Below are 24009 nucleotides of genomic sequence, written 5' to 3'. Positions count from 1 at the left end.
TTTGATGCGATGGTAGGGCTGGGGCGTGCAGGTCAAATGCCTACGGACGCCACGCAAAGGTGCGTTTACGACATGCCTTGACGCATGGGCGAATAAAGGCCGCAGGGGCGGCGAAAAACCCGGCGGTATCGCGCAAAAAGCAAAAAGCTGACTATTCTTGCCCATCAACCAGCGCCAGTTCATGCCGTCGACGCGTTCACCGTTCAATCCTCGCGATTGAACACACCACTCCGTCGAGGCCAGCAGACATGGCGCTACTCAATCAGGTGATGGATATCTGCAAACGTCTGGCCCCTCAGGGCTGGCACACCCTGTTGCTGCATCACGGGCTCGATCTCCTGGCGCCCAACCTTGAGAGCGAATTGGGTAAAACCCTCACACCCGACCGCACCCTGCAAGGCTTCGTCGACTTTGCCCCGGCGGGCACCCGTGGCATTGAGCCCGGCAAGCCCGCACACAGCCTGCTGTACCACGCGCTGGCCAATCCCAACGTGACCACCGACGCCAGGGGTAACCCACTGCAGGCTTATGCCACGCCGGCCGAACTGGAAACCGTCCTCGAGTATGTCTATGCCAGACAGGCGCCCAGCCTCCAGCAATTGAGGGCGCGGGCCAAGGGGCAGCCCATGGCAGTGGTGGTCTTCGCGGTGGAGTACCGCCCGGCGCCGGACACGGTGCACAAGGTGCATGCCGACCTGTGTTTTGCACGCACCGGCATCGCCCGTGTCGGCACTGCGCCGCCGCTGTACGACGCGCAAAGCCGAGGCTTCCTGCCGTTCGTGGAAGGGGAAAGCCATGCCATCCGCGTGTTGCCGGCGCGCTACAGCGCCTACATTGCAGTCCAGCTCAAAGGCGACGAGACCCGGTTCGGCCCCATGCGCTTTGGCGCGGCTGACGCCGCCACCGATTTCTGGGTGCCGCTGCACAAACTGTTCAGCGGCAGCGAGTGCATCGCCGGCATGAAACTGGATGTTCAACTGCTGGCAGAACACAAAAACGAGAAATTGCGCCGCATACACCTGGAGCTGGGACAGGGCTCGGGCTGGGGCGCACCCGATATCGACCAACCGCCCTTCGTCATTACCCAAGGCCTGGCGGACTGGCTGCCCGAACAGGCGTATGGCCGCGGTTTGGTGTGTGCCATCCCTCATAAACATCTGATCGAAGCGGCCCGCTACCAGGGCAAGCCCCTGACATTCAATGTGCCCGCCAGGCCCGAGATTCTGGTCTCCAGCTTGCGAATTAACGAGAACGGTCCGGAATACGTGCATATGCGCCATAAAGTCGATGACGCCGGCAACGTCATCAATCTCAATCGTCGCCCGGACATGATGGGCGAATTGAGAAAGGGTGGTTTCAAAGCCCTGCACTATCTGGACTTTTCTGCCGATGGCTGCATCCAGGCTCGGTGCACCGCGCTGGATGCCGCCCTGCCGCAACGTGTGGCCGCCTATTCACTGGTGTGCCCACCTGACTTCTATCCACTGTGCAAGCAGCGACACCTGCTGGAATGGCTCGAAACCCTGAGCCAGGTTGATCGGTTTTCAATCTTCATCGTTTACCCCGACTGCCTGTCCGATTCTCGCTACCCTGCCAATATCCAGTCGTTTCCGAGCGCGTTCAGCAGCACGGACGTAGGCATGACGGCAATTGTTGCGCAGTTTGATTCGTCCCGGCCCGTGTCTGCGCCGCTGCAGCCGAACGTCGCCGCAGCACGGTGCGCCTCGTCGCTCCCGGATGCGGGAGCCGGGTCCTTTGCACCCGGCTGGGATGTCGGCGTAGTGTCTTACGAAGCCCAGTCGGAAGACGACGAAGACATAGAACACCTGGCGGCTTACCGACTGGGCAGCCCCTTTCCCGAAGATGCCAAGCTTTGCGCGGCGCTCAGTTCATTCTGGCCCGCCGTTGCCCCGGACTCGGCGCAATCCTACGAGCCCGGCGACCAAGCCGGCCCGACCATCAAGCCGATGCGGGATCAGGAAATCGGCAAGGCTGGCGGTTACCCGTGGGATGGCGTACCCGCCGCCAAAAAATACATCGCCGGCGGCATCACCCACCGAGCCTACGAGACCTACCTGTACACCGACTACACGGAAAACGCACTCAACGATAAATTCTCACTGGCACTGACGGGTCAGGTTGACTCAGTGGAATATCAACGCCGCATGAATGCCTGGTACACAATCAAAAAGTCACTGGGCAACGATGCGGGCAATTGGTTTATCGACTCATTCAGTGATGCAACCCCTGAAGACACCAACGTCGTCACGCTGAACACGAACGTGCCAATCAGGCCGAACGACAAAGGCTATCGATTCGAGTTGTTTCGCTTCGCCCCGGTCGATTCGCCGGCGTTCGACCAGATACGGATCAAACTGAAGGCAACGTTCACCTACTTCGTATGGCCACAGGTGGTGTTGCGCCAACAAGGGACCAAACCCTGGGAGCGCGTGTAGCCGTGGGCAGCCGCTATGACGTCATCGTGACAGGCGCCGGCCCGGCCGGTTGCGCGGCGGCCATTTCATGCGCCAGGCATGGCTTGAAGGTCGCCCTTGTGGAGCGCCGACCTTTTCCGCGCAACCGCCCGGGCGAAACATTGCACCCCGGTATAGAGCCACTGCTGCAGCAGCTGGGCATCGCTGAAAAAGTGCGCGGCGAGGCGTTTATCCGCCCCACGGGCACCTGGGTGACGTGGGACAAGGAGCGGCACTTTGTGGCGTTTGGGGCAGACAGGGACGGGCCCTGGCGGGGCTTTCAGATTCCCAGGGCAACGCTTGATGGCTGGCTGCTGGAGAGCGCCGTCGCCGTCGGCGTCCATGTGCTGCAGCCCTGCCAGGCCAAAGCGGTGCTGCTGGAGGCAGGCCGCGTCGTGGGCATCCGCACCCCGACGGAACAGCTGTTTTGCAGGCACCTGATTGATGCAAGTGGCGCCCATGGCTGGCTGGCACGTCAGCTGGGGCTCAGCTCACGGCGCTGCTCCCCCGCTCTGACCGCGCTGTATGGCTACAAGCGCGGGACGGTCGATGAGCGCGCCCTGGGCATCTTCGCCGATGAAACAGGTTGGTACTGGACCGCGCACATAGGCCAGGGCCTTTATCACTGGACGCGCCTGCGCTTTGCCCAGGACAGGCTGCCCAGGGCATTGGCGGTTCCGGCCTGTCTTGCCCACTTGACGGACGAAGGCGCGATCCACGGCGCCGACGTCACCTGGAGACTGTGCGATCAAGCCGCCGGCAACGGCTATTTCATCACTGGCGACGCGGCCAGCGTGCTGGACCCGGGCGCCTCCCATGGCGTGCTCAAGGCATTGATGTCGGGGATGATGGCGGCGCAGTGCATTGTGGATGAACGGAACACGCCAGCGCATGGCCCTGCGGTTTCACGCCAATACTGCCAATGGCTGCGCGACGGGTTCGAGAGTGATGTGCAAAAAATGCGCGAGCTGTATGCGGCCCATCCGTACCCTCCCGACTGGCTCGAATCGACATCACGCCAGCGCTTTGCGAAGCAGCAGCAAGAGTAAAAAATGCAGCGGGTACAGGGCATACGCCCAGCGGCGCATGGCCGGCGGCGAGACGTTTTTGGCATACTGCAACAGCATCAACCCTGCCAATGGCGCAATCAGGCAGGCGACCAACCCGGTTAGCGCCACAACCGAGCCGCTGTTGAGCAAAATCTGCCACTGATTGGCGGCTACACACACCCACCCCGGCAATACGCTGAAATACCATGGTCGACGGAAGACCAGCAGCATCGCCAGCGGCAGTAATACACCGAAAAACCCGAACATCAGTTGGGAGGAAAATACCGCCCCCAGTATGAGCGCGATCAGCGCCAACCCCCGATCAATCAGCGCCTTCTGCTGCCATCCTCGGGCAACCAGCAGACCCAGCGCGAGGGTGGGCAGCACATTCAAGGTATCGGCATCGTCGATAAACATCCGGTACGGCACCTCGCTGATCACGCTGAACAGCAGCAGCCAGCCCAGATAGCGCCAGTGGCCGGTCACCACGGCGTTACGCGTACGGTGCAGATTCGCCGCAATCGCCAGGCAAAACCACGGGAACGCCAGGCGCCCCGGCACATACAGCCCATCCAGGCTCAACCCGACGTAGCGCAAATGGTCGAGCACCATGCTCAGCAGCGCCAGCCACTTGAGCAGGTCCAGGGCGCCATCACGGACGCGTCCGACAGGCGTAGTGTGAGTACCGTGCATAATGCCCCACTGACTTTGCATTTACAGCGCGTGCGCACCCCGGCCGATGTTGGGTACAGTGCGCACCAACATCGACCACAGGAACGGGCCATGACCGACAAGAGCCAACAATTTGCCAGCGACAACTATTCCGGCATCTGCCCGGAAGCCTGGGCCGCCATGGAACAAGCCAACCAGGGCCACCAGCGCGCCTACGGTGATGATGAATGGACCCATCGCGCCGCCGACGGTTTCCGCCACCTGTTCGAAACCGACTGCGAAGTGTTTTTCGCCTTCAACGGCACCGCCGCCAACTCACTGGCGCTGTCGTCCCTGTGCCAGAGCTACCATAGCGTGATTTGCTCGGAAACCGCTCACGTCGAAACCGACGAATGCGGCGCGCCGGAGTTTTTCTCCAACGGCTCCAAGCTGCTCACCGCACGCACCGAAAACGGCAAGCTGACCCCGGATTCGATCCGCGAGATCGCCCTCAAGCGCCAGGACATTCACTACCCCAAACCGCGCGTGGTCACGCTGACCCAAGCCACTGAAGTGGGCAGCGTGTACACCCCCGAAGAAATCCGCGCCATCAGCGTCACCTGCAAGGAACTGGGCCTGAACCTGCACATGGACGGCGCGCGCTTCGCCAACGCCTGCGCCTTCCTCGGTTGCTCGCCGGCCGACCTGACCTGGAAGGCCGGGGTGGACGTGCTGTGCTTTGGCGGCACCAAAAACGGCATGGCGGTGGGTGAAGCGATCCTGTTCTTCAACCACGCGCTGGCCGAAGACTTCGACTACCGCTGCAAACAGGCGGGCCAGCTGGCATCGAAGATGCGCTTTCTCTCCGCGCCGTGGGTGGGCCTGCTGGAAAACGACGCGTGGCTCAAGCACGCCCGCCACGCCAACCACTGTGCGCAACTGCTGAGCAGCCTGGTGGCGGATATTCCCGGCGTGGAGTTGATGTTCCCGGTACAGGCCAACGGCGTGTTCCTGCAACTCTCGGAACCGGCGATTGCGGCGCTCACGGCCAAGGGCTGGCGGTTCTACACCTTCATTGGCAAAGGCGGCGCGCGATTCATGTGTGCGTGGGATACCGAGGAAGAGCGTGTAAGGGAATTGGCTGCCGATATCAGGGAAGTGATGAACGCCTGACGCAGGAAATCGGCAAGTAGGTAATGGCCGATTGCCGAGGTTGTTTTCTGGTATTTCCGACAGCCCACGTCATCAAAATCATTGACTAGCCTCTTGGAACCCGGAAGGAAAACGCAGACCGGTCTGCCACCTTCCGGGGCTGACCGCCCGCCGAGTAAATCGGCAGGAAACGGAAATCCAATTGAGGGCTACACCATGGAAGACGCTGCACGCTATGCAATGAACGCAAAACAACTCGGCACTCCCGCGCCAACCTACATCGGTTGGGACGACTTCAGAAAACTGGCGAGCGTCGGTGACACCATCAGGGAACCTTCCAGGACCTTGACCGTGACCGGAAAAGTGTTCGAACTGACACCTTCAGGTGATCAGTTCGCCATCTACGTCTACACCCAATAACGATCAGGAGCGGCGCCGGGGACTCATCCACCCCGGCGCAGTTCTTGTGCTGGAGGGGCTTGCCCCCTCCCACATTGGACCGTGCCTCCCTGGGTCGAGGCTTTATCAGAACTCGATACGCACATCGCCCTTCGGCACGCTGCAGCACGACAGGATGTAGCCCTCGGCTTCGTCTTCTTCGGTGATCCCGCCGTTGTGCTCCATCTCGACTTCCCCGCCCAGCTTCATCACTTTGCACGTGCCACAGATGCCCATGCCGCAGGCCTTCGGAATCAGCAGGCCGAGCTTGGCGGCGGCCGCATGCACGGTTTCGCCGGGGGCCACGCGGATGCTCTTGCCCGAAGCGATGAATTCCACTTGATGCAGGTCGGCCAGGTCGACTTCCGGGGCGTCGGCTGCCTGTTCGGCTTGCTCCACCGCGTCGGCGCGGGCTTCCGGCGGCGTGGCGCCGAAGGATTCTTCGTGATACCGCGCCATGTCGAACCCGGCCGCTTCCAGCAGGCGCTTCACCGCGCTCATGTACGGTGTAGGGCCGCAGCAGAACACTTCGCGCTCGAGGAAGTCCGGCACCATCAGTTCGAGCATCTTGTGATTCAGGTAGCCGCGATAACCCGCCCAGGGTTCGCCCAGACCATGTTTCTCGCAGATCAGGTGCAGGCTGAAGTTGTCGATCCGCGACGCCATGTGCTCCAGCTCGCGGTGGTAGATGATGTCTTTGGGCGAACGGGCGCTATGGACGAAGGTCATGTCGACATTGGCATTGGTGTCGTAGAACCAGCGCGCCATGGACATCACCGGCGTGATGCCGACACCGCCGCTCAGGTACAGCACTTTGGGGCTGGGAAAATCGATGGCATTGAACAGACCAACCGGCCCGTGCACCGCCAGCTCCTGCCCTTCATGCAGGGTGTCGTGCAGCCAGTTGGACACCCGGCCGCCCGGTACGCGCTTGATGGTCACCGAAAAACTGTAGGGCACCGACGGCGAACTGGAGATGGTGTAGGAACGCATGATCGGCTGGCCTTCGATTTCCAGCTCCAGGGTGACGAACTGCCCCGGCTTGAAAAAGAACAGAATCGGCTGGTCGGCCATGAAACAGAAGGTGCGCACGTCCCAGGTTTCCTGGATGACTTTGACGCAACGGACAATGTGCCGACCATTGGCCCAGGTCTGGGTCGTTACCGGATTCAGGAAATTGTTGGACATGCTTATTCTCCGTAGCCGTAGGTCGGCCTGATGGTGGCGATTCTGCGTAACGCCGGAACCACCCACTTACCTATCTGCGACATTCACATACTTACGGCGACCAGCCCCCAACGACAGGGGGTTGCGCGTCGGGATCTGATTGGGCCATGTCGCCCATGGATAAGGTTCGCCGCAACGCCGGCCCCACACTCACGCCCAACAAGACACTTTCTTTACGCCTTGCATTGCAACAACCGTAGCCACTTTCACCGGCCACACAGAATGGCCTTGAGGACACACACGATGGACGTCACCGCAACCTTAAGCTTGGGCGATCCGCTGGAACCCGCACGCAAGGCCACCGCGCAAATGCTGCACGAGCGTGAGCGCACCTTTTCCCTGCCGCAGCCGTTTTACTCTGATGAGCGGTTGTTTGATATCGACATGCAGGAGATCTTCCAGAAAGAGTGGTTGATCGCCGGCATGACCTGCGAAATCCCCGCCAAGGGCAACTACCTGACCCTGCAGATCGGCAAGAACCCGATCATCGTGATCCGTGGCGCCGAAGGCGTGGTGCATGCGTTTCACAACGTGTGCCGTCACCGTGGCTCGCGCCTGTGCACCAGCGACAAGGGCAAGGTGGCCAAACTGGTGTGCCACTACCACCAGTGGACCTATGAGCTCGATGGCCGCCTGCTGTTCGCCGGCACCGAGATGGGCGCCGATTTCGACATGAAGCAGTACGGCTTGAAGCCGGTGAACGTGAAGACCGCCGGCGGCTACATCTTTATCAGCCTGGCGGAAAACCCGCCGGCCATCGATGACTTCCTGTCGACACTGAACCACTACATGGAACCCTACGACATGGAAAACACCAAGGTGGCGATCCAGACCACCTTGTTCGAAAAAGCCAACTGGAAACTGGTGCTGGAAAACAACCGCGAGTGCTACCACTGCAACGCGTCGCACCCGGAACTGCTGAAAACCCTGCTGGAATGGGACGACGTTACCGACCCACGGGCCGACCAGGCCTTCAAGGACCACGTCGCCGCCTCGGCCGCCGCCTGGGATGCCGAGAAGATCCCTTACGCCCACGCCAGCTTCGGCCTGCGCAACCGCATTGTGCGCATGCCGCTGCTCAAGGGCACCGTGTCGATGACGCTGGATGGCAAACAGGGCTGCGCCAAACTGATGGGCCGCATCAAGAACCCGGACCTGGGCTCGATGCGCATCCTGCACCTGCCGCACTCCTGGAACCACTGCATGGGCGACCACATCATCGTGTTCACCGTGTGGCCGATCAGCGCCCAGGAAACCATGGTCACCACCAAGTGGATCGTGCACAAGGACGCGGTGGAAGGCGTGGATTACGACGTCGACCGCATGCGCCAGGTGTGGGACGCCACCAACGACCAGGACCGTCGCCTGGCCGAAGAGAACCAGCGCGGGATCAACTCCACGGCCTACCAGCCGGGCCCGTATTCCAAGACCTATGAGTTTGGCGTGGTGAACTTCGTGGATTGGTACAGCGAGCGCATGCTCAATAACCTCGGCGCGGCGCCAGCGCCTTATCTCAAGGGCGTGGCTGCACACGAGTAACTGACACCCCACAGATCAGAAATGTGGGGCTTTTGTGGGAGCTGGCTTGCCTGCGATGCGCACACCTCGCGGCCCGGTGGCACCGGGGTGATGCCATCGCAGGCAAGCCAGCTCCCACATTGGATATCATCAGTGTTCAAAAAATGCTCAGCCCCCTTCAAGCCCTTTACCGCCCTGCCCTCCAGCCTTTACCCAACAACTTATCCACAAAGCCACCCACAGCAATTGTGGGCAAGTGCGTCGCTGAGCTGAAATTAAATCAAGAAAATCCGTGACTTATTCAGTTGGCGCAGTTTTATCCCGCTCTGGTCACTTATTGATCAACCCCACCAAAGCCACAAGCTGCAAGGGCTGCAGCGGTGCGCGAACACCTTATCCACAGAAGCACCAACAGACTTTGGGGGCAACTTTCAAAGCGCTGTGGAAAACCATGTCAACGCTTCATAAACCGGGGTATCCAGGGTTTTTTGGCAGCTGAAAACGCGACATTGATCAGAATTTAACCAGAGTCGCGCAAGCCGCGTTTTATAAGGCCTGTAGCCGATAGCGAACATCTTATCCACAGAAGCGCCAACAGACTTTGGGGGCAAGTTCAGGACTTGCTCAACGGAAAACCCCAATAAAAACCGCCAGTTAGCCTGGTTATTTTTCGTACGGCAGGCTGCAGGGCTTGATTTACATGGGGTGTGGACATGCGCGAACAGGTTATCCACAGACGGGTCAACAGGGATTGTGGGTAATTGCCCAGGCACCGCTAAAACAACGGTGGAGGGGAGCAATCCCCCTCCCACCGTTGTTCAGCGTACGACGCCTTCCTCTATGAGCAGCTTGAGAATGGCCTGGGCGCCCTCCTCGGCACTGACGCCCTTGAGCACCTGCCCACCGCCGCCGCTGGCCTTGGCCGTGGCGGCTTTCATGCGGTCAGCGCCGCTCTTGGCCTTGATCACCTTGAGACGCTTGGGACGAGGCTTGGCCGGTTGCAGCGAGGCGCCTGTGAATAACTCGTCTTCTTCGACTTCAACCTCATGGGCCGCCAACTCGCCGCGTTGCGCCGGGCCGTACGCGCTCTGCCGAGGCTTGGGCGCGGCGTTATCCACCGTTGCCAGAAACGGCAGGCGCACCTTCAGGCGCCGCCGCTGACCACGGGGCAGCGCCTGCAGCACATGGGCCACGCCGCCGTCGATGGATTCCACTTGCGCCAGCCCCACAATCAGCGGCCAGCCCAGGTGCTCCGCGAGCAAAAACGGCAGCATGCCCGAGCCTTCGCCGGTTTCGGCCTGGCTGCCGGTGAGCACCACCTGGGCGCCGGCCTCGCGCAGATAATCGCCGAGCACCGGCAGCGCATCCGCGCCGCTCGGTTGTTCCAGCACGTGCAGGTGCGGCAGGCCCATGCCCAGGTAGCTGCGCAAGGTGGGCTCATTGATGTTGCCGGCGTGCAGCACCTGCAACTTATCCCCAGCCATTTGCAGGCCCAGCTCGACAGCGCGTGCGTCCTGTTCTGCACGGCGCGCGCGCCCGGAGGTGGGATGGGCGCCGATGGACACCAGGCTGATTACATTGGTTGTCATGCTCATGTCCTCAAGCCGCGTCGCGCTTGGCGCCGTGGCGATGGGCCTCGACCGCAGCGATCAAGGCTTGCAGAATCGCGGCACTTTCGCCGATCACCGACAGGTCGGCCCGCTTGATCATGTCGCAACCCGGGTCGAGGTTGATCGCCACCACCTTGTCGCAGGCACCGATGCCTTGCAGGTGCTGGATCGCCCCGGAAATACCCACGGCCACGTACACCCGCGCCGTGACCCAGGTGCCGCTGGCGCCGACCTGGCGGTCGCGCGCCATGAAGCCATCGTCCACCGCCACCCGTGACGCGCCTTCGGTGGCGCCGAGTGCGGCGGCGGTCTGGTGAAACAACGCCCAGTCCTTGACCCCATTACCGCCGGAGAAAATGAATTCGGCTTCGGCCATGGGAATCGCCGCCGGGTCCACCGCCACCGCGCCCAAATCTTCGATACGCGGCAGGCTGCGCGCCAGGGTTGTGGATAACTCCACGGGTAACACTTCATGGCGCGTGTCGCTGACCGGTTCGGCGCATTCGACAGCGGCGAGGATCACGCGAGGCAATGGCCGCGCCACATCCTGCTGGCCCGCGCCGGCACGGCCGATGCACTGGTCGTCCTTGACCTGCCACACCCGCGTGGCCGGACGTTCCTTGAGGCTGGCGGCAAAGCGTCGGCCCAGTTCACCGCCGCCGCTGCGGCTGTCGGGCAGCAACCAGTGGCGTGGGTTGAACTGGTTATCCACAGCGCGCAGGCCCTGCACCCGTTGCTCCGGTGAATAACCGTCGAACGCGTGACCGTCCAGCACCAGCAGGCGGTCGACGCCGGCGGTGGCGAATGCGCTTTCCTTGTGCTCGCCAAACACCACGGCCAGCACCGCGCCGTCGTGGCCGGCCAGTTGCCGTGCCAGGCCCAACAGATCGCGGTCGTGGCTGCTCAGGCGGCCGCCGACCATGTCCGGCACCACGTTGATGTAAAACGCAGGCTCGGCAATCCGGTGCAACGGCAACTGCACTTCCACTGCCGCCGTACGCTTGGCCGCGCCGCCCTGCTGGGCGCCGCTGCGGTCGATGCGCTTGATACCGTTGGGGCCGATAAAGCCCACGCCATGCACGTTTTTGCGCATGACGCCGTTGGGCCCCATCCAGCTCTGCTGCACGGGCTGCATGGCCGCGTGCAAGGGATGCAGACGATTACGGGCGATCCATTCAGCCCGTGGGTCGCGGCGGATAATGTCGCTCATCAGTGCACCTCCGCAGGTTCACGTTTTAAGGGCGCTTTGGTCGGTGCAGCGTCTTCCAGCAACGCGTCAGCCACCAATTCGGCGATGTCCTTGATCAACGGCCGCGGTTCGACCACGCCTTCGAGCATCGCCGTGCATTGCGGGCAGCCCACGGCCACCAGTTCGGCGCCGGTCTCGCGGATGTCGTCCATGCGCATGTCCGGGATCCGTTGCTTGCCGGGAATGTCCGTGATCGGCGCGCCGCCACCGCCGCCGCAGCAGCGCGAACGGAAGCCCGAGCGTTGCATCTCCTTGACCTCGATGCCCAGCGCACGCAGCACCTGACGCGGCGCCTCGTATTCGCCGTTGTAGCGGCCCAGGTAGCAAGGGTCGTGGTAAGTCACGCTGCTGCCCTTGTGCTGGCCCAGGTTCAGGGCGCCCGCGTCGATCAGTTCGGCCATGAAGGTGCTGTGGTGCTGCACCTGATAATTGCCATTGAAGGCGCCGTATTCGTTTTTGAGTACGTGAAAACTGTGCGGATCGCAGGTGACGATGCGTTTGAAGCAGTACTTTTCCAGGGTCTGGATATTGCGTGTCGCCAGCAGCTGGAAGGTCGCCTCGTCGCCCAGGCGTCGGGCCACGTCGCCGCTGTCGCGTTCTTCCAGGCCGAGTACGGCGAAGTCCACCCTGGCGGCCTTCAGCACTTTGACGAAGGCGCGCAGGGTGCGCTGGTTGCGCATGTCAAAGGCGCCGTCGCCGACCCAGAACAGCACATCACAGCTGGCCTTTTCGCTGAGCAACGGCAGGTTCAGATCCGCCGCCCAGTTGAGCCGACCGCCCGGGGCGAAGCCGCCGGGGTTGTCGGTGGCGATCAGGTTTTCGAGCACTTCAGCGCCCTTGTTCGGCGTGGCGCCCCTTTCCAGGGTGAGGTGGCGGCGCATGTCGACGATGGCATCCACGTGCTCGATCATCATCGGGCACTCTTCCACGCAGGCGCGGCAGGTGGTGCACGACCACAGGGTTTCGGCGTCCACCAGGCCGTTGACGATGGGTTGATGCGGGTTGCCGCCGTGTTCGCCGACGGGTTTGCCCGGATAGGGGCTGCCGGCGAATTTTGCATCGGTGCCACCGGCCAGGCCGACCACCATGTCCTGGATCAGTTTTTTCGGGTTCAGCGGTTGGCCGGCGGCGAAGGCCGGGCATGCCGCTTCACACTTGCCGCATTGCACGCAGGCGTCGAAACCGAGCAGTTGGTTCCAGGTGAAGTCCTTGGGTTTTTCCACACCCAACGGCGCGGATTTATCGCTGAGGTCCAGCGGCTTCAAGCCGGTGGAACGCCCACCACCGAAGCGCTCGGCGCGGCGGTGCCAGGCCAGGTGCAGAGCCCCGGCGAAGGCGTGCTTCATCGGGCCGCCCCAGGTCATGCCGAAGAACATTTCGGACACGCCCCACAGCACACCCACGCTCAGCAATGCAGCGAGCAGCCAGCCGCCAAAGTCAGCGGGCAGAATGCCGGCGACCGGCAAGGTCACCAGGAAAAAGCTCACCGAGAACGCCAGCAGGCTTTTCGGCAGGCGCATCCACGGGCCTTTCGACAGGCGCGCAGGCGGGTTGCGGCGGCGCAGGTACATGAAGATGGCGCCGACAAACATCAAGGTCGAGGCCAGCAGCAAGGCGTAGCCGAGGATACGGTTTTGCAGGCCAAACCCATGCACCAGGATCGCCAGCAGCGCCGACAGCACAAAGCCCAGCGCTGTGGCGACGTGGGTGTTGGCGATGTATTTGTCGCGAGCGACCACGTGGTGCAGGTCGACCATGTAGCGCTTGGGCATGGCCAACAGGCCGCCCAGCAGGTCGACTTTGGACGCGCGGCCACGGCGCCACATGTTTGCCCGGCGCAGGGCGCCGAGGACGGCAAGGCCCAGGGCGGCAAACAGGAGAATAGGCAGCAAGGTGTTCAACATGGTGAAGCTCCCAAAGACCACACAGGCCTACTGTGAAACTGGCCTTGAATGTGGGAGGGGGCTGGCTCCCGATGGCGGAGTGTCCGTTGATACAGCTGTCGCTGAACCACCGCTATCGGGGGCAAGCCCCCTCCCACATTTGACCGAGTTCACCTCATCAAAAGTCTTTGCAAAGACGCAGGGCGTCATAGATGGCGGCGTGGGTATTGCGCTGCGCCACACAGTCACCGATGCGGAACAGCAAGTACCCCTCGCCCGCTTCGCTCAGACATGGCTGCGGCTTGATCGCAAACAAGGCTTCGACGTCGATCTGGCCCTTGTTGCGCGAGGCTTCCTTGAGGGCGTAGTAGATGGCCTCGTCCGGACGCACGCCGTTCTCGACCACCACCTGGTCCACCACCCGCTCCTCTTTGGCGCCGGTGTATTCGTTCTCCAGCACCGCCACCAGTTTGTCGCCCTCGCGGTAGACCTTTTCCAGCATCATGTCGCCGGTCATGATCACTTCTTTCGGGTACATGCTGCGGTAGTAGGTGGGGAACGACGTGCCGCCAATCGCCACGCCCGGCTTGATGTCGTCGGTGACGATCTCCACCTGGCAGCCCTTGTCGGCCAGAAAGTCTGCCACCGACATGCCGGTGAATTCGCAGATGGTGTCGTACACCAGCACGTTCTTGCCCGGTGCAACCTTGCCGTCGAGCACGTCCCAGCTGCTCACCACCAGGCCTTCGGCGGCGCCCCAGTGTTCGTTCTGCTCGATGAACGGATGCCCGCCCACCGCCAGCACCACCACGTCGGGACGCAGGTCCAGAATGGTGTCGGCGTCGGCGGCCACGCCCAGGCGCAGGTCGACTTTCAAGCGCGCCAGCTCCAGTTGGAACCAGCGGGTGATACCGGCAATCTGGTCACGCTGCGGCGCTTTGGACGCCGTGGTGATCTGCCCGCCGATAAAGTCTTTCTTCTCGAACAGCGTTACGTCGTGGCCACGTTCGGCCGCCACGCGCGCAGCTTCCATCCCGGCCGGGCCGGCGCCGACCACGACGACCTTGCGTTTCGGTCCGGCGGATTTCTCGATGATGTGCGGCACGCCCATGTATTCACGGGAGGTCGCGGCGTTCTGGATGCACAACACATCCAGGCCCTGGTACTGGCGGTCGATGCAGTAGTTGGCGCCGACGCACTGCTTGATCTGGTCGATCTGGCCCATCTTGATCTTGGCGATCAGGTGCGGGTCGGCGATGTGCGCACGGGTCATGCCGACCATGTCCACGTAGCCGCCTTCGAGGATGCGCGTGGCCTGGTTCGGGTCCTTGATGTTCTGCGCGTGCAGCACCGGCACCTTGACCACTTCCTTGATACCGGCGGCCAGGTGCAGGAACGGCTCCGGCGGGTAGCTCATGTTGGGGATCACGTTGGCCAGGGTGTTGTGGGTGTCGCACCCCGAGCCCACCACGCCGATGAAATCGAGCATGCCGGTGTCGTCGTAATACTTGGCGATCTGCTTCATGTCCTCGTGGGACAGGCCGTCCGGGTGGAACTCGTCACCGCACAGGCGCATGCCCACGCAGAAGTCGTCGCCCACTTCGGCGCGTACAGCCTTGAGCACTTCGAGGCCGAACTTCATGCGGCCTTCGAAGGTGCCGCCCCATTCATCGGTGCGCTTGTTGACGCGCGGGCTCCAGAACTGATCGATCATGTGCTGGTGCACGGCGGACAGTTCCACGCCGTCCAGGCCACCGGCCTTGGCGCGTTTGGCGGCGCTGGCGTAGTTGCCGATCACGCGCCAGATCTCTTCGGGCTCGATGGTCTTGCAGGTGGCGCGGTGCACCGGCTCACGCACGCCGGACGGCGACATCAGGGTCGGCCAGTTAAAGCCGTCCCAGCGCGAGCGACGGCCCATGTGGGTAATCTGGATCATGATCTTGGCGCCATGCTTGTGCATGGCGTCGGCCAGGTTCTGAAAGTGCGGGATGATGCGGTCGGTGGACAGGTTCACCGAACTCCACCATTCCTGCGGGCTGTCGATGGCCACTACCGACGAGCCGCCGCAGATTGCCAGGCCGATACCGCCCTTGGCTTTCTCTTCGTAATACTTCACATAGCGGTCGGTGGTCATGCCACCGTCGGTGGCATACACCTCGGCGTGGGCGGTACTGAGCACGCGGTTGCGGATGGTCAGTTTGCCGATCTGAATCGGCGCAAACATTGCTTCGAAAGCCATGGCACGGTCCTCGGCTTACAACGGCTTGACGGTGAACAAGCCATCTTCGTGACCCTCTTCGGAGCCTCCGTAGACTTGTTCGGCCACAGTGCGGATGGAGCTGCCACGGGCTTGAAGGATCTGGTCCATGGCGCCGGCAAACCAGCCGGTGAACATATAGTCGACCTTGCGCCCGACCTTGCCGTACACATAGACAAACGCCGAATGCTCAAGCTTGACGCTGGCGGTGCCTTTGTCCAGATCGATGTCCTGGATCTTGAACAGGCCCCAGCCGCGTTGCGACAGGCGCTTCATGTAGTGCTCGAACACGGCGACGCCTTCCAGGCCGTGGCATTCGGCTTCCTTTTCACACCAGTGCCAGGCGGACTTGTAGCCGGCCTTGTAGAGGATGTCGGCATAGGCATCGGCGCCCAGCACTTCTTCAATACCCATGTGGTTGTTGACGAAGAAATGGCGCGGCACGTACAGCATTGGCAGGGCGTCGGAGGTCCAGACACCGGTTTCGCTGTCGACTTCGATAGGCAATTGCGGGGCGATCTTGGCCATGGAAACTTAACTCCAGAAAAATTCGTAGTGGTGTAGCCGGTGGGTGTCTGGCTTATTCGCCCCAGACGTCCTTCAAGACGTTGACCCAGTTCTCGCCCATGATCTTGCGCACCACGCGTTCGCTGTGGCCGCGCTTGAGCAGGGTCTCGGTGAGGTTGGGGAATTCGCCCACGGTGCGGATGCCCAGCGGGTTGATGATCTTGCCGAAGCTGGTCAGGCGGCGGGCGTAGCCCTTGTCATGGGTCAGCATTTCGAAGAAATCCTGGCCATGGCCCTGGGTGAAGTCGGTGCCGATGCCGATGGCGTCTTCGCCGACGATGTTCATGGTGTATTCGATGGCTTCGGCGTAGTCGTCGATGGTCGAATCGATGCCCTTGGCCAGGAACGGCGCGAACATGGTCACGCCGACAAAACCGCCATGGTCGGCAATGAACTTGAGTTCTTCATCGGACTTGTTGCGCGGGTGCTCTTTAAGGCCGGACGGCAGGCAGTGGGAGTAGCACACCGGTTTTTTCGATTCGAGGATGACTTCTTCGCTGGTCTTGGAGCCAACGTGGGACAGGTCGCACATGATGCCGACGCGGTTCATCTCGCCGACGATCTCACGGCCAAAGCCCGACAGGCCGCCGTCACGCTCGTAGCAGCCGGTGCCGACCAGGTTCTGGGTGTTGTAGCACATCTGCACCACACCCACGCCGAGCTGCTTGAAGATCTCGACGTAGCCCAGTTGGTCTTCAAAGGCATGGGCATTCTGGAAGCCGAAGATGATGCCGGTCTTGCCCTGCTCTTTCGCGCGGCGAATGTCGGCGGTGGTTTTTACCGGGATCACCAGGTCGCTGTTCTCGCGGATCAGGGTCTGGCTGGCCACGATGTTATTGATTGTGGCCTGGAAACCTTCCCACACCGATACCGTGCAGTTGGCGGCGGTGAGGCCACCCTTGCGCATGTCTTCGAACAGGTCGCGGTTCCACTTGGCAATAATCAGACCGTCGATAACGATGCTGTCGGCGTGCAACTCGGCTGGGCTCATCAGGCGTCCCCTTATTGGCGATTCATGCGCCGAATCGTCTGCCGGCGCTTTGGGGCCAGCATATGCCCCGGGGCTGAACGGACCGGGTGCAAAAACGACAGGGGAATTGCCGAAAGCGTCAATCCGCGACAAAGGCTGCACAGACATGCCTGACTGGCGGCTGTTCTTTGTCTTACGCTTAAGCCAGAATTCGGCCATCACCTGATATGAGACGGCGCAATGAAATCGATTTTCCTGGCTTTGGCACTCATCGCAACCGGCGTCCACGCCGCCGAAGACACCGACAGCACGCCGTGCGACGGCATCGAAAACGACCAGCAGACCCTGGCCTGCGCCACCTACAACAAGACCACCGCCGAGCAATTGCTCAAGGACAACTATCAGGGTTTGCTGGAACGCATGGGTTCGACCTATGGCAGCGACAAGACCAAACTGGCCGACATTACCGCCCGTCTGAAGGACGCCCAGCAAAAATGGGAAAAACTGCGCGACGCCGACTGCGCCGTGGACACCTTCCCGGCGGTGAATGGCAGCAAGGCGTATGCAATTGCGCAGAATGATTGCCTGGCGCGGATGAGTGATGAACGGTCGGAGTTTTTGGAGTCGATTGGGCAGGAATAATCAGGCTTCAAAACTTACCAACCATTGAAAAGGACCTCAAATGTATTACCCTCGCGAGGCACAACGAGACTTCCTGTTTACGCGCGCTGCCATGCTGTTTTTCGCCACTCTGGTACTGGCGCTGATGCTGTTTCTCTCCAAAGGCCGGGGCGCGCCTTATGCGTTGATCAAGGCAGCTCCAATGGAGACGACCGGACAGGTCACTCAAGTGGAAGACATTGGCAATTGGGGCGCCATTACCAATGTTTATTACCGTTTCAAACATGATGATCAAAACGAGGAAGGCATGGTGAGCACCAGCAACTACGCCGACAGCCCTGTTTACGAAGTAGGCAGCCCGGTGCAAGTGGTGTATTCAAAGTGGTTTCCTGAAGTTCACAACATAAAGGAGAACCTCAGTAAAGGTTCGTGGAACTTCTACATTATGAGTTTCAGTGCCGCCTTGATAGTCCTGTGCCAGGCCTGGATGTTCTGGACACTGCGCCAGATCTATCGGCATAAAGAAGAAGACCGCTCTTACTGATACCTTCGCTCTGCCAACTCCTCTCTCTATAGGCTTAATGCATGACAGTCTGCGGCATCGAAATCAAAGGCAGTGAAGCAATCATCGCGGTGGCCTCACTGGATAACCAGGCGCTGACCCACGTCGCCCTGTCCACCAAGAAAATCGCCCTGGAAGACGACGATGAGGCCGCCAACGTCAAAGCCTTCGCCGCGCAGGTGAAAGCCTTTGTGCAGGCCAACGCCGTCACCCGCATCGCGATCAAAAAGCGCAGTAAAAAAGGCGAGTTTGCCGGTGGCCCGACCACATTCAAGATTGAAGGGATATTTCAGTTGCTGGACGGGGTTGAGGTGACGCTGCTGTCGCCCCAGACCATCAATGCGCAGAACAAGAAGCACACCTTTGACCTGCCGGCTTCGCTGAACAAGTATCAGCATGAGGCGTACAAGGCGGCGTGTTCGGCATTGCTGAAAAAATAAGCCACACCGACACTCTACTGTGGGAGGGGGCTTGCTCCCGATGGCGGTGTGTCAGTCACTTATGTGCTGCTGACCCACCGCTATCGGGGGCAAGCCCCCTCCCACATTTGGCCGCTTTCTATACCTAATTATCGAAACGACTATAAATTATACTCGCGACTATAATTGACTAAAAAACGATCAAACCACCTCCCGTCGCCGATCCTCCCTCGGGCACTTGGCAAACCGCGCTCTATAGCTGCGGGTGAAATACGACGGCGACTCAAACCCGCACGCAATGCTCACCTCCAGCACGCTCATGCCGCTTTGGCGCAGCAGCTGCCGGGCTTTTTCCAGACGCAGGCCAAGGTAGAAGTTGCTTGGCGTGTCGTTCAAATGCAGGCGAAACAGCCGTTCCAGCTGGCGCCGCGTCACTTTGATCGCTTCGGCCAGGGCCAGTGTGCTCAGCGGCGGTTCGGTGTGTTGCTCCATCTCGCCGATGACCTGCACCAGTTTCTTGTTGTTGATGCCGTAGCGCGTGGCGATCTGCATGCGCTGGTGGTCTTTGCGCGGGCGGATGCGGCCGAGCACGAACTGTTCGGAAACCTGGATCGCCAGGTCGGGACCGTGGGCCTGGGCGATCAGGTCGAGCATCAGGTCGATGGAGGCGGTGCCGCCGGCGCAGGTGATGCGGCGACGGTCGATTTCGAACAGTTCCTGAGTCACGCTCAGGTGCGGATACGACTCCTTGAAGGCATCGATGGCTTCCCAGTGCAGGGTCACGCGGTGGCCGTCGAGCAGGCCGGCTTCGGCCAGCACGCAGGCGCCGGTGTCGATGGCGCCCAGGGTCACGCCGTCATGGTCAAGGCGGCGCAGCCAATGTTCCAGAGCGGGCGTGGCGAACTGCAGCGGCTCGAAGCCGGCCACCACCAACAGCGTCGCGCCTTTGTTCAGCGGCTCAAGCGCCGCATCGGCGTTGACCGACATGCCGTTGCTCGCCAGCACCGCACCGCCGTCGGCGCTCAGTATGTGCCAGCGGTACAGCTCGCCGCGAAAGCGGTTGGCCACCCGCAGCGGCTCCAGCGCAGAGATGAAACCGATGGCAGAGAAGCCCGGCATCAGCAAGAAGTAGAAATCCTGAGACATGGTGGGGCTCTCGTCGGCAGGCTAAGTGGCACTGTGATACTCCCGTTGCCGGGCGGATTCAAGGGGGCAGGTCGCTGCAGTGCAAGCGCCGGTCGCCGCTGTGCGTTTTGTGCTCGACGAAGATCCGTAACGTGGCGTCACGGTGCACAAAGACGCCGGCCCCCACAATAACGACCTGCCGAGGGATCCACCATGAACCGACTGATCAGCCGCTGCGTGCTTGCACTCGGCGCCAGCGCCATTTTGAGCACCAACGCTCTGGCCGCCGACGCGGCATCCTGCCAGAACGTGCGCATGGGCGTGGTGAACTGGACCGACGTCATCGCCACCAGCGCCATGACCCAAGTGTTGCTCGACGGCCTCGGCTACACCACCAAACAGACCAGCGCCTCGCAGCAAATCATCTTCGCCGGCATCCGCGACCAGCGCCTGGACCTGTTCCTCGGCTACTGGAACCCGCTGATGACCCAGACCATCACGCCGTTCGTCAACGCCAGGCAAGTCAACGTTCTCGACAAGCCGAGCCTGGAAGACGCCCGCGCCACCCTCGCCGTGCCGACTTACCTGGCCGACAAGGGCCTGAAAACCTTCGCCGACATCGCCAGGTTCGACAAGGAGCTGGGCGGCAAGCTCTACGGCATCGAGCCGGGTTCAGGCGCCAACACGCAGATCAAGGCGATGATCGCCAAGAACCAGTTCGGCCTGGGCAAATTCCAGCTGGTGGAATCCAGTGAAGCCGGCATGCTCGCCGCCGTCGACCGCGCCGTGCGCCGCAAGGAAGCCGTGGTGTTCTTCGGCTGGGCGCCGCACCCGATGAACGTCAACATTGCCATGACCTACCTCAGCGGCAGCGAAGACGCCCTGGGGCCGAACGAGGGCATGGCAAGCGTGTGGACCGTCACCTCGCCCACCTACGCCCAACAGTGCCCCAACGTGCACAAGCTGCTGACCAACCTGACCTTCACCGCCGCCGACGAGAGCCGGATGATGCAGCCGCTGCTGGATCACAAGGACGCCCTGGAATCCGCCCGGCAGTGGCTCAAGGACCACCCGCAGGACCAGGCGCGCTGGCTGGAAGGCGTGACCACCTTCGACGGCAAGCCGGCTGCGGCCAACCTGCAACTGACCGGTAAATAACCCGTTCTCAATCACCGTTTCGCGGTCGCTTTCGACCGCGAACGGCATCACCACGCCTGTAAGGAACCGCCCCATGAACCACGACGTCATCATCACCTGCGCACTCACCGGTGCTGGCGACACGAGCGCCCGAAGCCCCCACGTGCCGGTCACCCCCAAACAGATCGCCGCCGCTGCCGTGGAGGCCGCCAAGGCCGGCGCCACGGTGGTGCACTGCCACGTACGCGATCCAGACACCGGCAAGTTCAGCCGCGACGTGGCGCTGTACCGCGAAGTGATGGCGCGCATTCGCGACGCCGACATCGACATTATCGTCAACCTCACCGCCGGCATGGGCGGCGACCTGGAGATTGGCGGCGGCGAACACCCCATGGAGTTCGGCCCCAACACCGACCTGGTCGGCCCGCTGACCCGCCTGGCCCACGTCGAAGAACTGTTGCCGGAAATCTGCACGCTGGACTGCGGCACCCTCAATTTCGGCGATGGCGACACCATTTACGTGTCCACCCCGGCGCAATTGCGGGCTGGCGCCAAACGCATCCAGGAACTGGGCGTAAAAGCCGAGCTGGAAATTTTCGACACCGGCCATCTCTGGTTCGCCAAGCAGATGATCAAGGAAGGCCTGCTGGATAACCCGCTGTTTCAGCTGTGCCTGGGCATCCCCTGGGGCGCGCCGGCCGACACCACCACGATGAAAGCCATGGTCGACAACCTGCCGACCGGCGCGGTGTGGGCCGGCTTCGGCATCGGCCGCATGCAGATGCCCATGGCGGCGCAGGCGGTGCTGCTGGGCGGCAACGTGCGGGTTGGCCTGGAAGACAACCTGTGGCTGGACAAGGGTGTGCTGGCCACCAACGGCCAACTGGTGGAACGCGCCGGGGAGATCCTCAGCCGGTTGGGTGCGCGGGTCATGACCCCCGCCGAAGGCCGAATCAAGATGGGTCTGACCAAACGCGGTTAAAGAAGGTGGGAGGGGGCTTGCTCCCGATAGCAGTGTGTCAGCCAGTAAATCCATCAACTGACACATCGCCATCGGGAGCAAGCCCCCTCCCACAAGGGATCACCGAACGCTTCAGGAATGTCGCCATGAGCTTTATCACTGAAATCAAAACCTTCGCCGCCCTCGGCAGCGGTGTTATCGGCAGCGGCTGGGTGTGCCGTGCCCTGGCCCATGGGCTCGATGTGGTGGCCTGGGACCCGGCGCCCGGTGCGGAAGCCGCCCTGCGCAAACGCGTCGCCAATGCTTGGGGAGCCCTGGAGAAACAGGGCCTGGCACCGGGCGCATCACAGGATCGCCTGCGCTTTGTCGCCACCATCGAGGCGTGCGTAAAAGACGCCGACTTCATCCAGGAAAGCGCCCCAGAACGCCTGGAACTGAAACTGGAACTGCACGGCAAGATCAGCGCAGCCGCCAGGCCCGATGCCTTGATCGGCTCCAGCACCTCCGGCCTGTTGCCGAGTGAGTTCTACGAGGGCTCGACCCACCCGGAACGTTGCGTGGTGGGGCACCCGTTCAACCCGGTGTATCTGCTGCCGCTGGTGGAAGTGGTAGGCGGCCGGCACACCGCGCCCGAGGCCATCCAGGCGGCGATCAGGGTGTACGAATCCCTCGGCATGCGCCCGCTGCATGTGCGCAAGGAAGTCCCCGGGTTTATCGCCGACCGCCTGCTCGAAGCGCTGTGGCGCGAGGCGCTTCACCTGGTCAATGACGGCGTGGCCACCACCGGTGAGATCGACGATGCGATTCGCTTTGGCGCGGGGCTGCGCTGGTCGTTCATGGGCACGTTTCTCACCTATACCCTGGCGGGCGGCGATGCCGGCATGCGGCACTTCATGGCGCAGTTCGGTCCGGCGTTGCAGTTGCCGTGGACTTACCTGCCCGCACCGGAATTGACCGACAAGCTGATCGACGATGTGGTCGATGGCACCCGCGATCAGTTGGGCAAACACAGCATTTCGGCGCTGGAGCGCTATCGTGATGATTGCCTGCTGGCAGTGCTTGAAGCGGTGAAGAGCACCAAGGCAAAACACGGCATGACCTTCGCCGAATAAAGGACCACTTTCCATGCCCGCATTGATCACCTGCACCACCAACATCCAGCCCGCCTGGGTGGACTACAACGGTCATCTGCGCGATGCGTACTACTTGCTGATTTTCAGCCACGCCACCGACGCGCTGATGGACACTCTGGGCCTGGACAGCGACAACCGCGAAGCCAGCGGCCACTCGTTGTTCACCCTGGAGCTGCACCTGAACTACCTGCACGAAGTCAAACTCGGCGCCGAGGTGCAGGTGCGCACCCAACTGATCGCCTTTGATGCCAAGCGCCTGCACCTTTATCACAGCCTGCACCTGGCTGGAGAGGAAAAGGCCCTGGCCGGCAACGAACAGATGTTGCTGCACGTCGACCTGGCCGGCCCGCACGCGACGCCGTTCAGCGAGGCCACACTGGCAAGACTCATGGCCCTCAGCGCCGCGCAGAATGACCTCTCCCGGCCTGCCCTGCTGGGCCGGGTGATCGGTTTGCCGACAAAAAAAGCCCCGATCCAGCCGTGACGGGATCGGGGCAGAGGTGCCTTGTGTGAGCCATGCATCCCGAGGGTGACCAAACCGTCAAGCTGCTTGCCTGGGTGCAGTGTGCCGGTTCATGCGCTCGGCACCTGCCCCCAAAACGACACGCTCATAGTCATTCGAGGCATTCGCGCATTCTGCCCTTGCCGACCGGTCGGGGGCCTACCAGAATCCGAGTCAATCCAGCTCCGTTAACCAGGGTAAACGTCATGATGCACGCGGATTTGATTGATCAGGATGACCTGCTGAGCCAGCTGCGCTCGCTGGGTTTCGAGGTGTCCAGCGGCGCCAGCGCCGAACAGGCCTGCGAGTGTGCGGTGCGCGGTTTGAGTGAAGCGCGGGCGAAGGCGCTCAAGGGGATGGTTGAGCAGATGTATGGCGGCAGTGCGACGATCCTGCCAGCGGTGAGGCAGGCGATTGACAAGCAGCTGCTGCCGGCCTTGATGCAGTTCAGACAGAACGCCGGCGCCTGAGAGAGCGCTATCGGGAGCAAGCCCCCTCCCACAT

The 24009-nt window shown here is 61.8% G+C and carries 22 protein-coding genes; 13 read left to right on the top strand and 9 right to left on the bottom strand.

Annotated elements, in window-relative coordinates; genetic code table 11:
- Nucleotides 1-248 precede the first annotated feature (248 nt).
- Nucleotides 249-2456 carry a hypothetical protein gene (locus TU79_RS02865; protein WP_057006613.1) on the top strand — a complete coding sequence of 736 codons (2208 nt, stop codon included), beginning with the start codon at nucleotides 249-251 and terminating at the stop codon, nucleotides 2454-2456.
- 2 nt (nucleotides 2457-2458) lie between these two features.
- Complete coding sequence (locus TU79_RS02860; RefSeq protein WP_057006612.1) at nucleotides 2459-3523, top strand: NAD(P)/FAD-dependent oxidoreductase; 1065 nt, start codon at nucleotides 2459-2461, stop codon at nucleotides 3521-3523.
- On the opposite strand, the gene TU79_RS02855 is transcribed toward TU79_RS02860, so the two are convergent.
- Nucleotides 3488-4216 carry a TraX family protein gene (locus TU79_RS02855; protein ID WP_057006611.1) on the bottom strand — a complete coding sequence of 243 codons (729 nt, stop codon included), beginning with the start codon at nucleotides 4214-4216 and terminating at the stop codon, nucleotides 3488-3490. The two genes, TU79_RS02860 and TU79_RS02855, sit on opposite strands and share 36 nt — an antisense overlap.
- A 90-nt stretch (nucleotides 4217-4306) precedes the next feature.
- On the opposite strand from TU79_RS02855, the gene TU79_RS02850 reads away from it, so the two are divergent.
- Both TU79_RS02850 and TU79_RS02845 read left to right on the top strand, forming a co-directional pair.
- The gene (locus tag TU79_RS02850) at nucleotides 4307-5347 is read left to right on the top strand and encodes a threonine aldolase family protein (RefSeq protein WP_057006610.1); all 1041 of its coding nucleotides are present in this window, start codon (nucleotides 4307-4309) and stop codon (nucleotides 5345-5347) included.
- Nucleotides 5348-5542: 195 nt separating this feature from the next.
- Nucleotides 5543-5746, top strand: a complete 204-nt coding sequence (locus tag TU79_RS02845; protein WP_414896178.1) for a hypothetical protein — start codon at nucleotides 5543-5545, stop codon at nucleotides 5744-5746.
- A gap of 105 nt (nucleotides 5747-5851) precedes the next feature.
- Here TU79_RS02845 and gbcB read toward each other — a convergent pair whose 3' ends face one another.
- A complete protein-coding gene (gbcB, locus tag TU79_RS02840; RefSeq protein ID WP_057006609.1) occupies nucleotides 5852-6952 on the bottom strand; it encodes a glycine-betaine demethylase subunit GbcB in 1101 nt (366 codons plus the stop codon).
- 282 nt (nucleotides 6953-7234) lie between these two features.
- Here gbcB and gbcA point away from each other — a divergent pair, with 282 nt between their 5' ends.
- Nucleotides 7235-8530, top strand: a complete 1296-nt coding sequence (gene gbcA / locus TU79_RS02835) for a glycine-betaine demethylase subunit GbcA (RefSeq protein ID WP_057006608.1) — start codon at nucleotides 7235-7237, stop codon at nucleotides 8528-8530.
- Nucleotides 8531-9327: 797 nt separating this feature from the next.
- Here gbcA and etfB read toward each other — a convergent pair.
- From etfB to TU79_RS02805, 6 genes are all read right to left on the bottom strand, one after another.
- On the bottom strand, nucleotides 9328-10098 hold the full coding sequence (gene etfB, locus TU79_RS02830) for an electron transfer flavoprotein subunit beta (protein ID WP_057006607.1): 771 nt from the start codon (nucleotides 10096-10098) through the stop codon (nucleotides 9328-9330).
- Between the two features lie 10 nt (nucleotides 10099-10108).
- A complete protein-coding gene (etfA, locus tag TU79_RS02825) occupies nucleotides 10109-11329 on the bottom strand; it encodes an electron transfer flavoprotein subunit alpha (RefSeq protein WP_057006606.1) in 1221 nt (406 codons plus the stop codon).
- The gene (dgcB, locus tag TU79_RS02820) at nucleotides 11329-13272 is read right to left on the bottom strand and encodes a dimethylglycine demethylation protein DgcB (protein ID WP_057006605.1); all 1944 of its coding nucleotides are present in this window, start codon (nucleotides 13270-13272) and stop codon (nucleotides 11329-11331) included. Before dgcB ends, etfA begins: the two co-directional genes overlap by 1 nt.
- Before the next feature lie 157 nt (nucleotides 13273-13429).
- Nucleotides 13430-15490 carry a dimethylglycine demethylation protein DgcA gene (gene dgcA / locus TU79_RS02815; RefSeq protein WP_057006604.1) on the bottom strand — a complete coding sequence of 687 codons (2061 nt, stop codon included), beginning with the start codon at nucleotides 15488-15490 and terminating at the stop codon, nucleotides 13430-13432.
- A gap of 15 nt (nucleotides 15491-15505) precedes the next feature.
- Nucleotides 15506-16036 carry a DUF5943 domain-containing protein gene (locus TU79_RS02810; protein ID WP_057006603.1) on the bottom strand — a complete coding sequence of 177 codons (531 nt, stop codon included), beginning with the start codon at nucleotides 16034-16036 and terminating at the stop codon, nucleotides 15506-15508.
- A 52-nt stretch (nucleotides 16037-16088) separates the two neighbouring features.
- Nucleotides 16089-17066, bottom strand: coding sequence for a dipeptidase (locus TU79_RS02805; protein ID WP_014720245.1), 978 nt, complete (start codon nucleotides 17064-17066; stop codon nucleotides 16089-16091).
- 219 nt (nucleotides 17067-17285) lie between these two features.
- On the opposite strand from TU79_RS02805, the gene TU79_RS02800 reads away from it, so the two are divergent.
- From TU79_RS02800 to TU79_RS02790, 3 genes are read left to right on the top strand one after another with little or no spacing between them, the layout of a single operon-like run.
- The gene (locus TU79_RS02800) at nucleotides 17286-17687 is read left to right on the top strand and encodes a lysozyme inhibitor LprI family protein (RefSeq protein ID WP_057006602.1); all 402 of its coding nucleotides are present in this window, start codon (nucleotides 17286-17288) and stop codon (nucleotides 17685-17687) included.
- 40 nt (nucleotides 17688-17727) lie between these two features.
- Nucleotides 17728-18210: a hypothetical protein gene (locus tag TU79_RS02795; RefSeq protein WP_057006601.1), complete on the top strand. Its 483-nt coding sequence runs from the start codon at nucleotides 17728-17730 to the stop codon at nucleotides 18208-18210.
- A gap of 41 nt (nucleotides 18211-18251) precedes the next feature.
- A complete protein-coding gene (locus tag TU79_RS02790; RefSeq protein ID WP_057006600.1) occupies nucleotides 18252-18668 on the top strand; it encodes a DUF3010 family protein in 417 nt (138 codons plus the stop codon).
- 180 nt (nucleotides 18669-18848) lie between these two features.
- Here the strand turns inward: TU79_RS02790 and TU79_RS02785 are convergent, their stop codons facing one another.
- The gene (locus tag TU79_RS02785; protein WP_015373139.1) at nucleotides 18849-19793 is read right to left on the bottom strand and encodes a GlxA family transcriptional regulator; all 945 of its coding nucleotides are present in this window, start codon (nucleotides 19791-19793) and stop codon (nucleotides 18849-18851) included.
- Between the two features lie 192 nt (nucleotides 19794-19985).
- Between TU79_RS02785 and TU79_RS02780 the strand changes: the two genes are divergently transcribed.
- The 5 genes from TU79_RS02780 (at nucleotide 19986) to TU79_RS02760 (ending at nucleotide 23975) form a co-directional block, all read left to right on the top strand.
- Complete coding sequence (locus TU79_RS02780; protein ID WP_057006599.1) at nucleotides 19986-20930, top strand: choline ABC transporter substrate-binding protein; 945 nt, start codon at nucleotides 19986-19988, stop codon at nucleotides 20928-20930.
- 73 nt (nucleotides 20931-21003) lie between these two features.
- A complete protein-coding gene (gene cdhC / locus TU79_RS02775; RefSeq protein WP_057006598.1) occupies nucleotides 21004-21891 on the top strand; it encodes a 3-dehydrocarnitine:acetyl-CoA trimethylamine transferase CdhC in 888 nt (295 codons plus the stop codon).
- Between the two features lie 125 nt (nucleotides 21892-22016).
- On the top strand, nucleotides 22017-22982 hold the full coding sequence (locus tag TU79_RS02770; RefSeq protein WP_057006597.1) for an L-carnitine dehydrogenase: 966 nt from the start codon (nucleotides 22017-22019) through the stop codon (nucleotides 22980-22982).
- A gap of 13 nt (nucleotides 22983-22995) precedes the next feature.
- Entirely contained in the window at nucleotides 22996-23487 is a 492-nt protein-coding gene (locus TU79_RS02765) for a thioesterase family protein (protein WP_057006596.1), read from the top strand.
- Nucleotides 23488-23711: 224 nt separating this feature from the next.
- On the top strand, nucleotides 23712-23975 hold the full coding sequence (locus TU79_RS02760; protein ID WP_057006595.1) for a hypothetical protein: 264 nt from the start codon (nucleotides 23712-23714) through the stop codon (nucleotides 23973-23975).
- The last annotated feature ends 34 nt before the right edge of the window (nucleotides 23976-24009 follow it).

This window comes from Pseudomonas trivialis, from assembly GCF_001439805.1.
Lineage (GTDB): Bacteria > Pseudomonadota > Gammaproteobacteria > Pseudomonadales > Pseudomonadaceae > Aquipseudomonas > Aquipseudomonas trivialis.
This window is presented reverse-complemented; position numbering and strand designations above follow the sequence as displayed.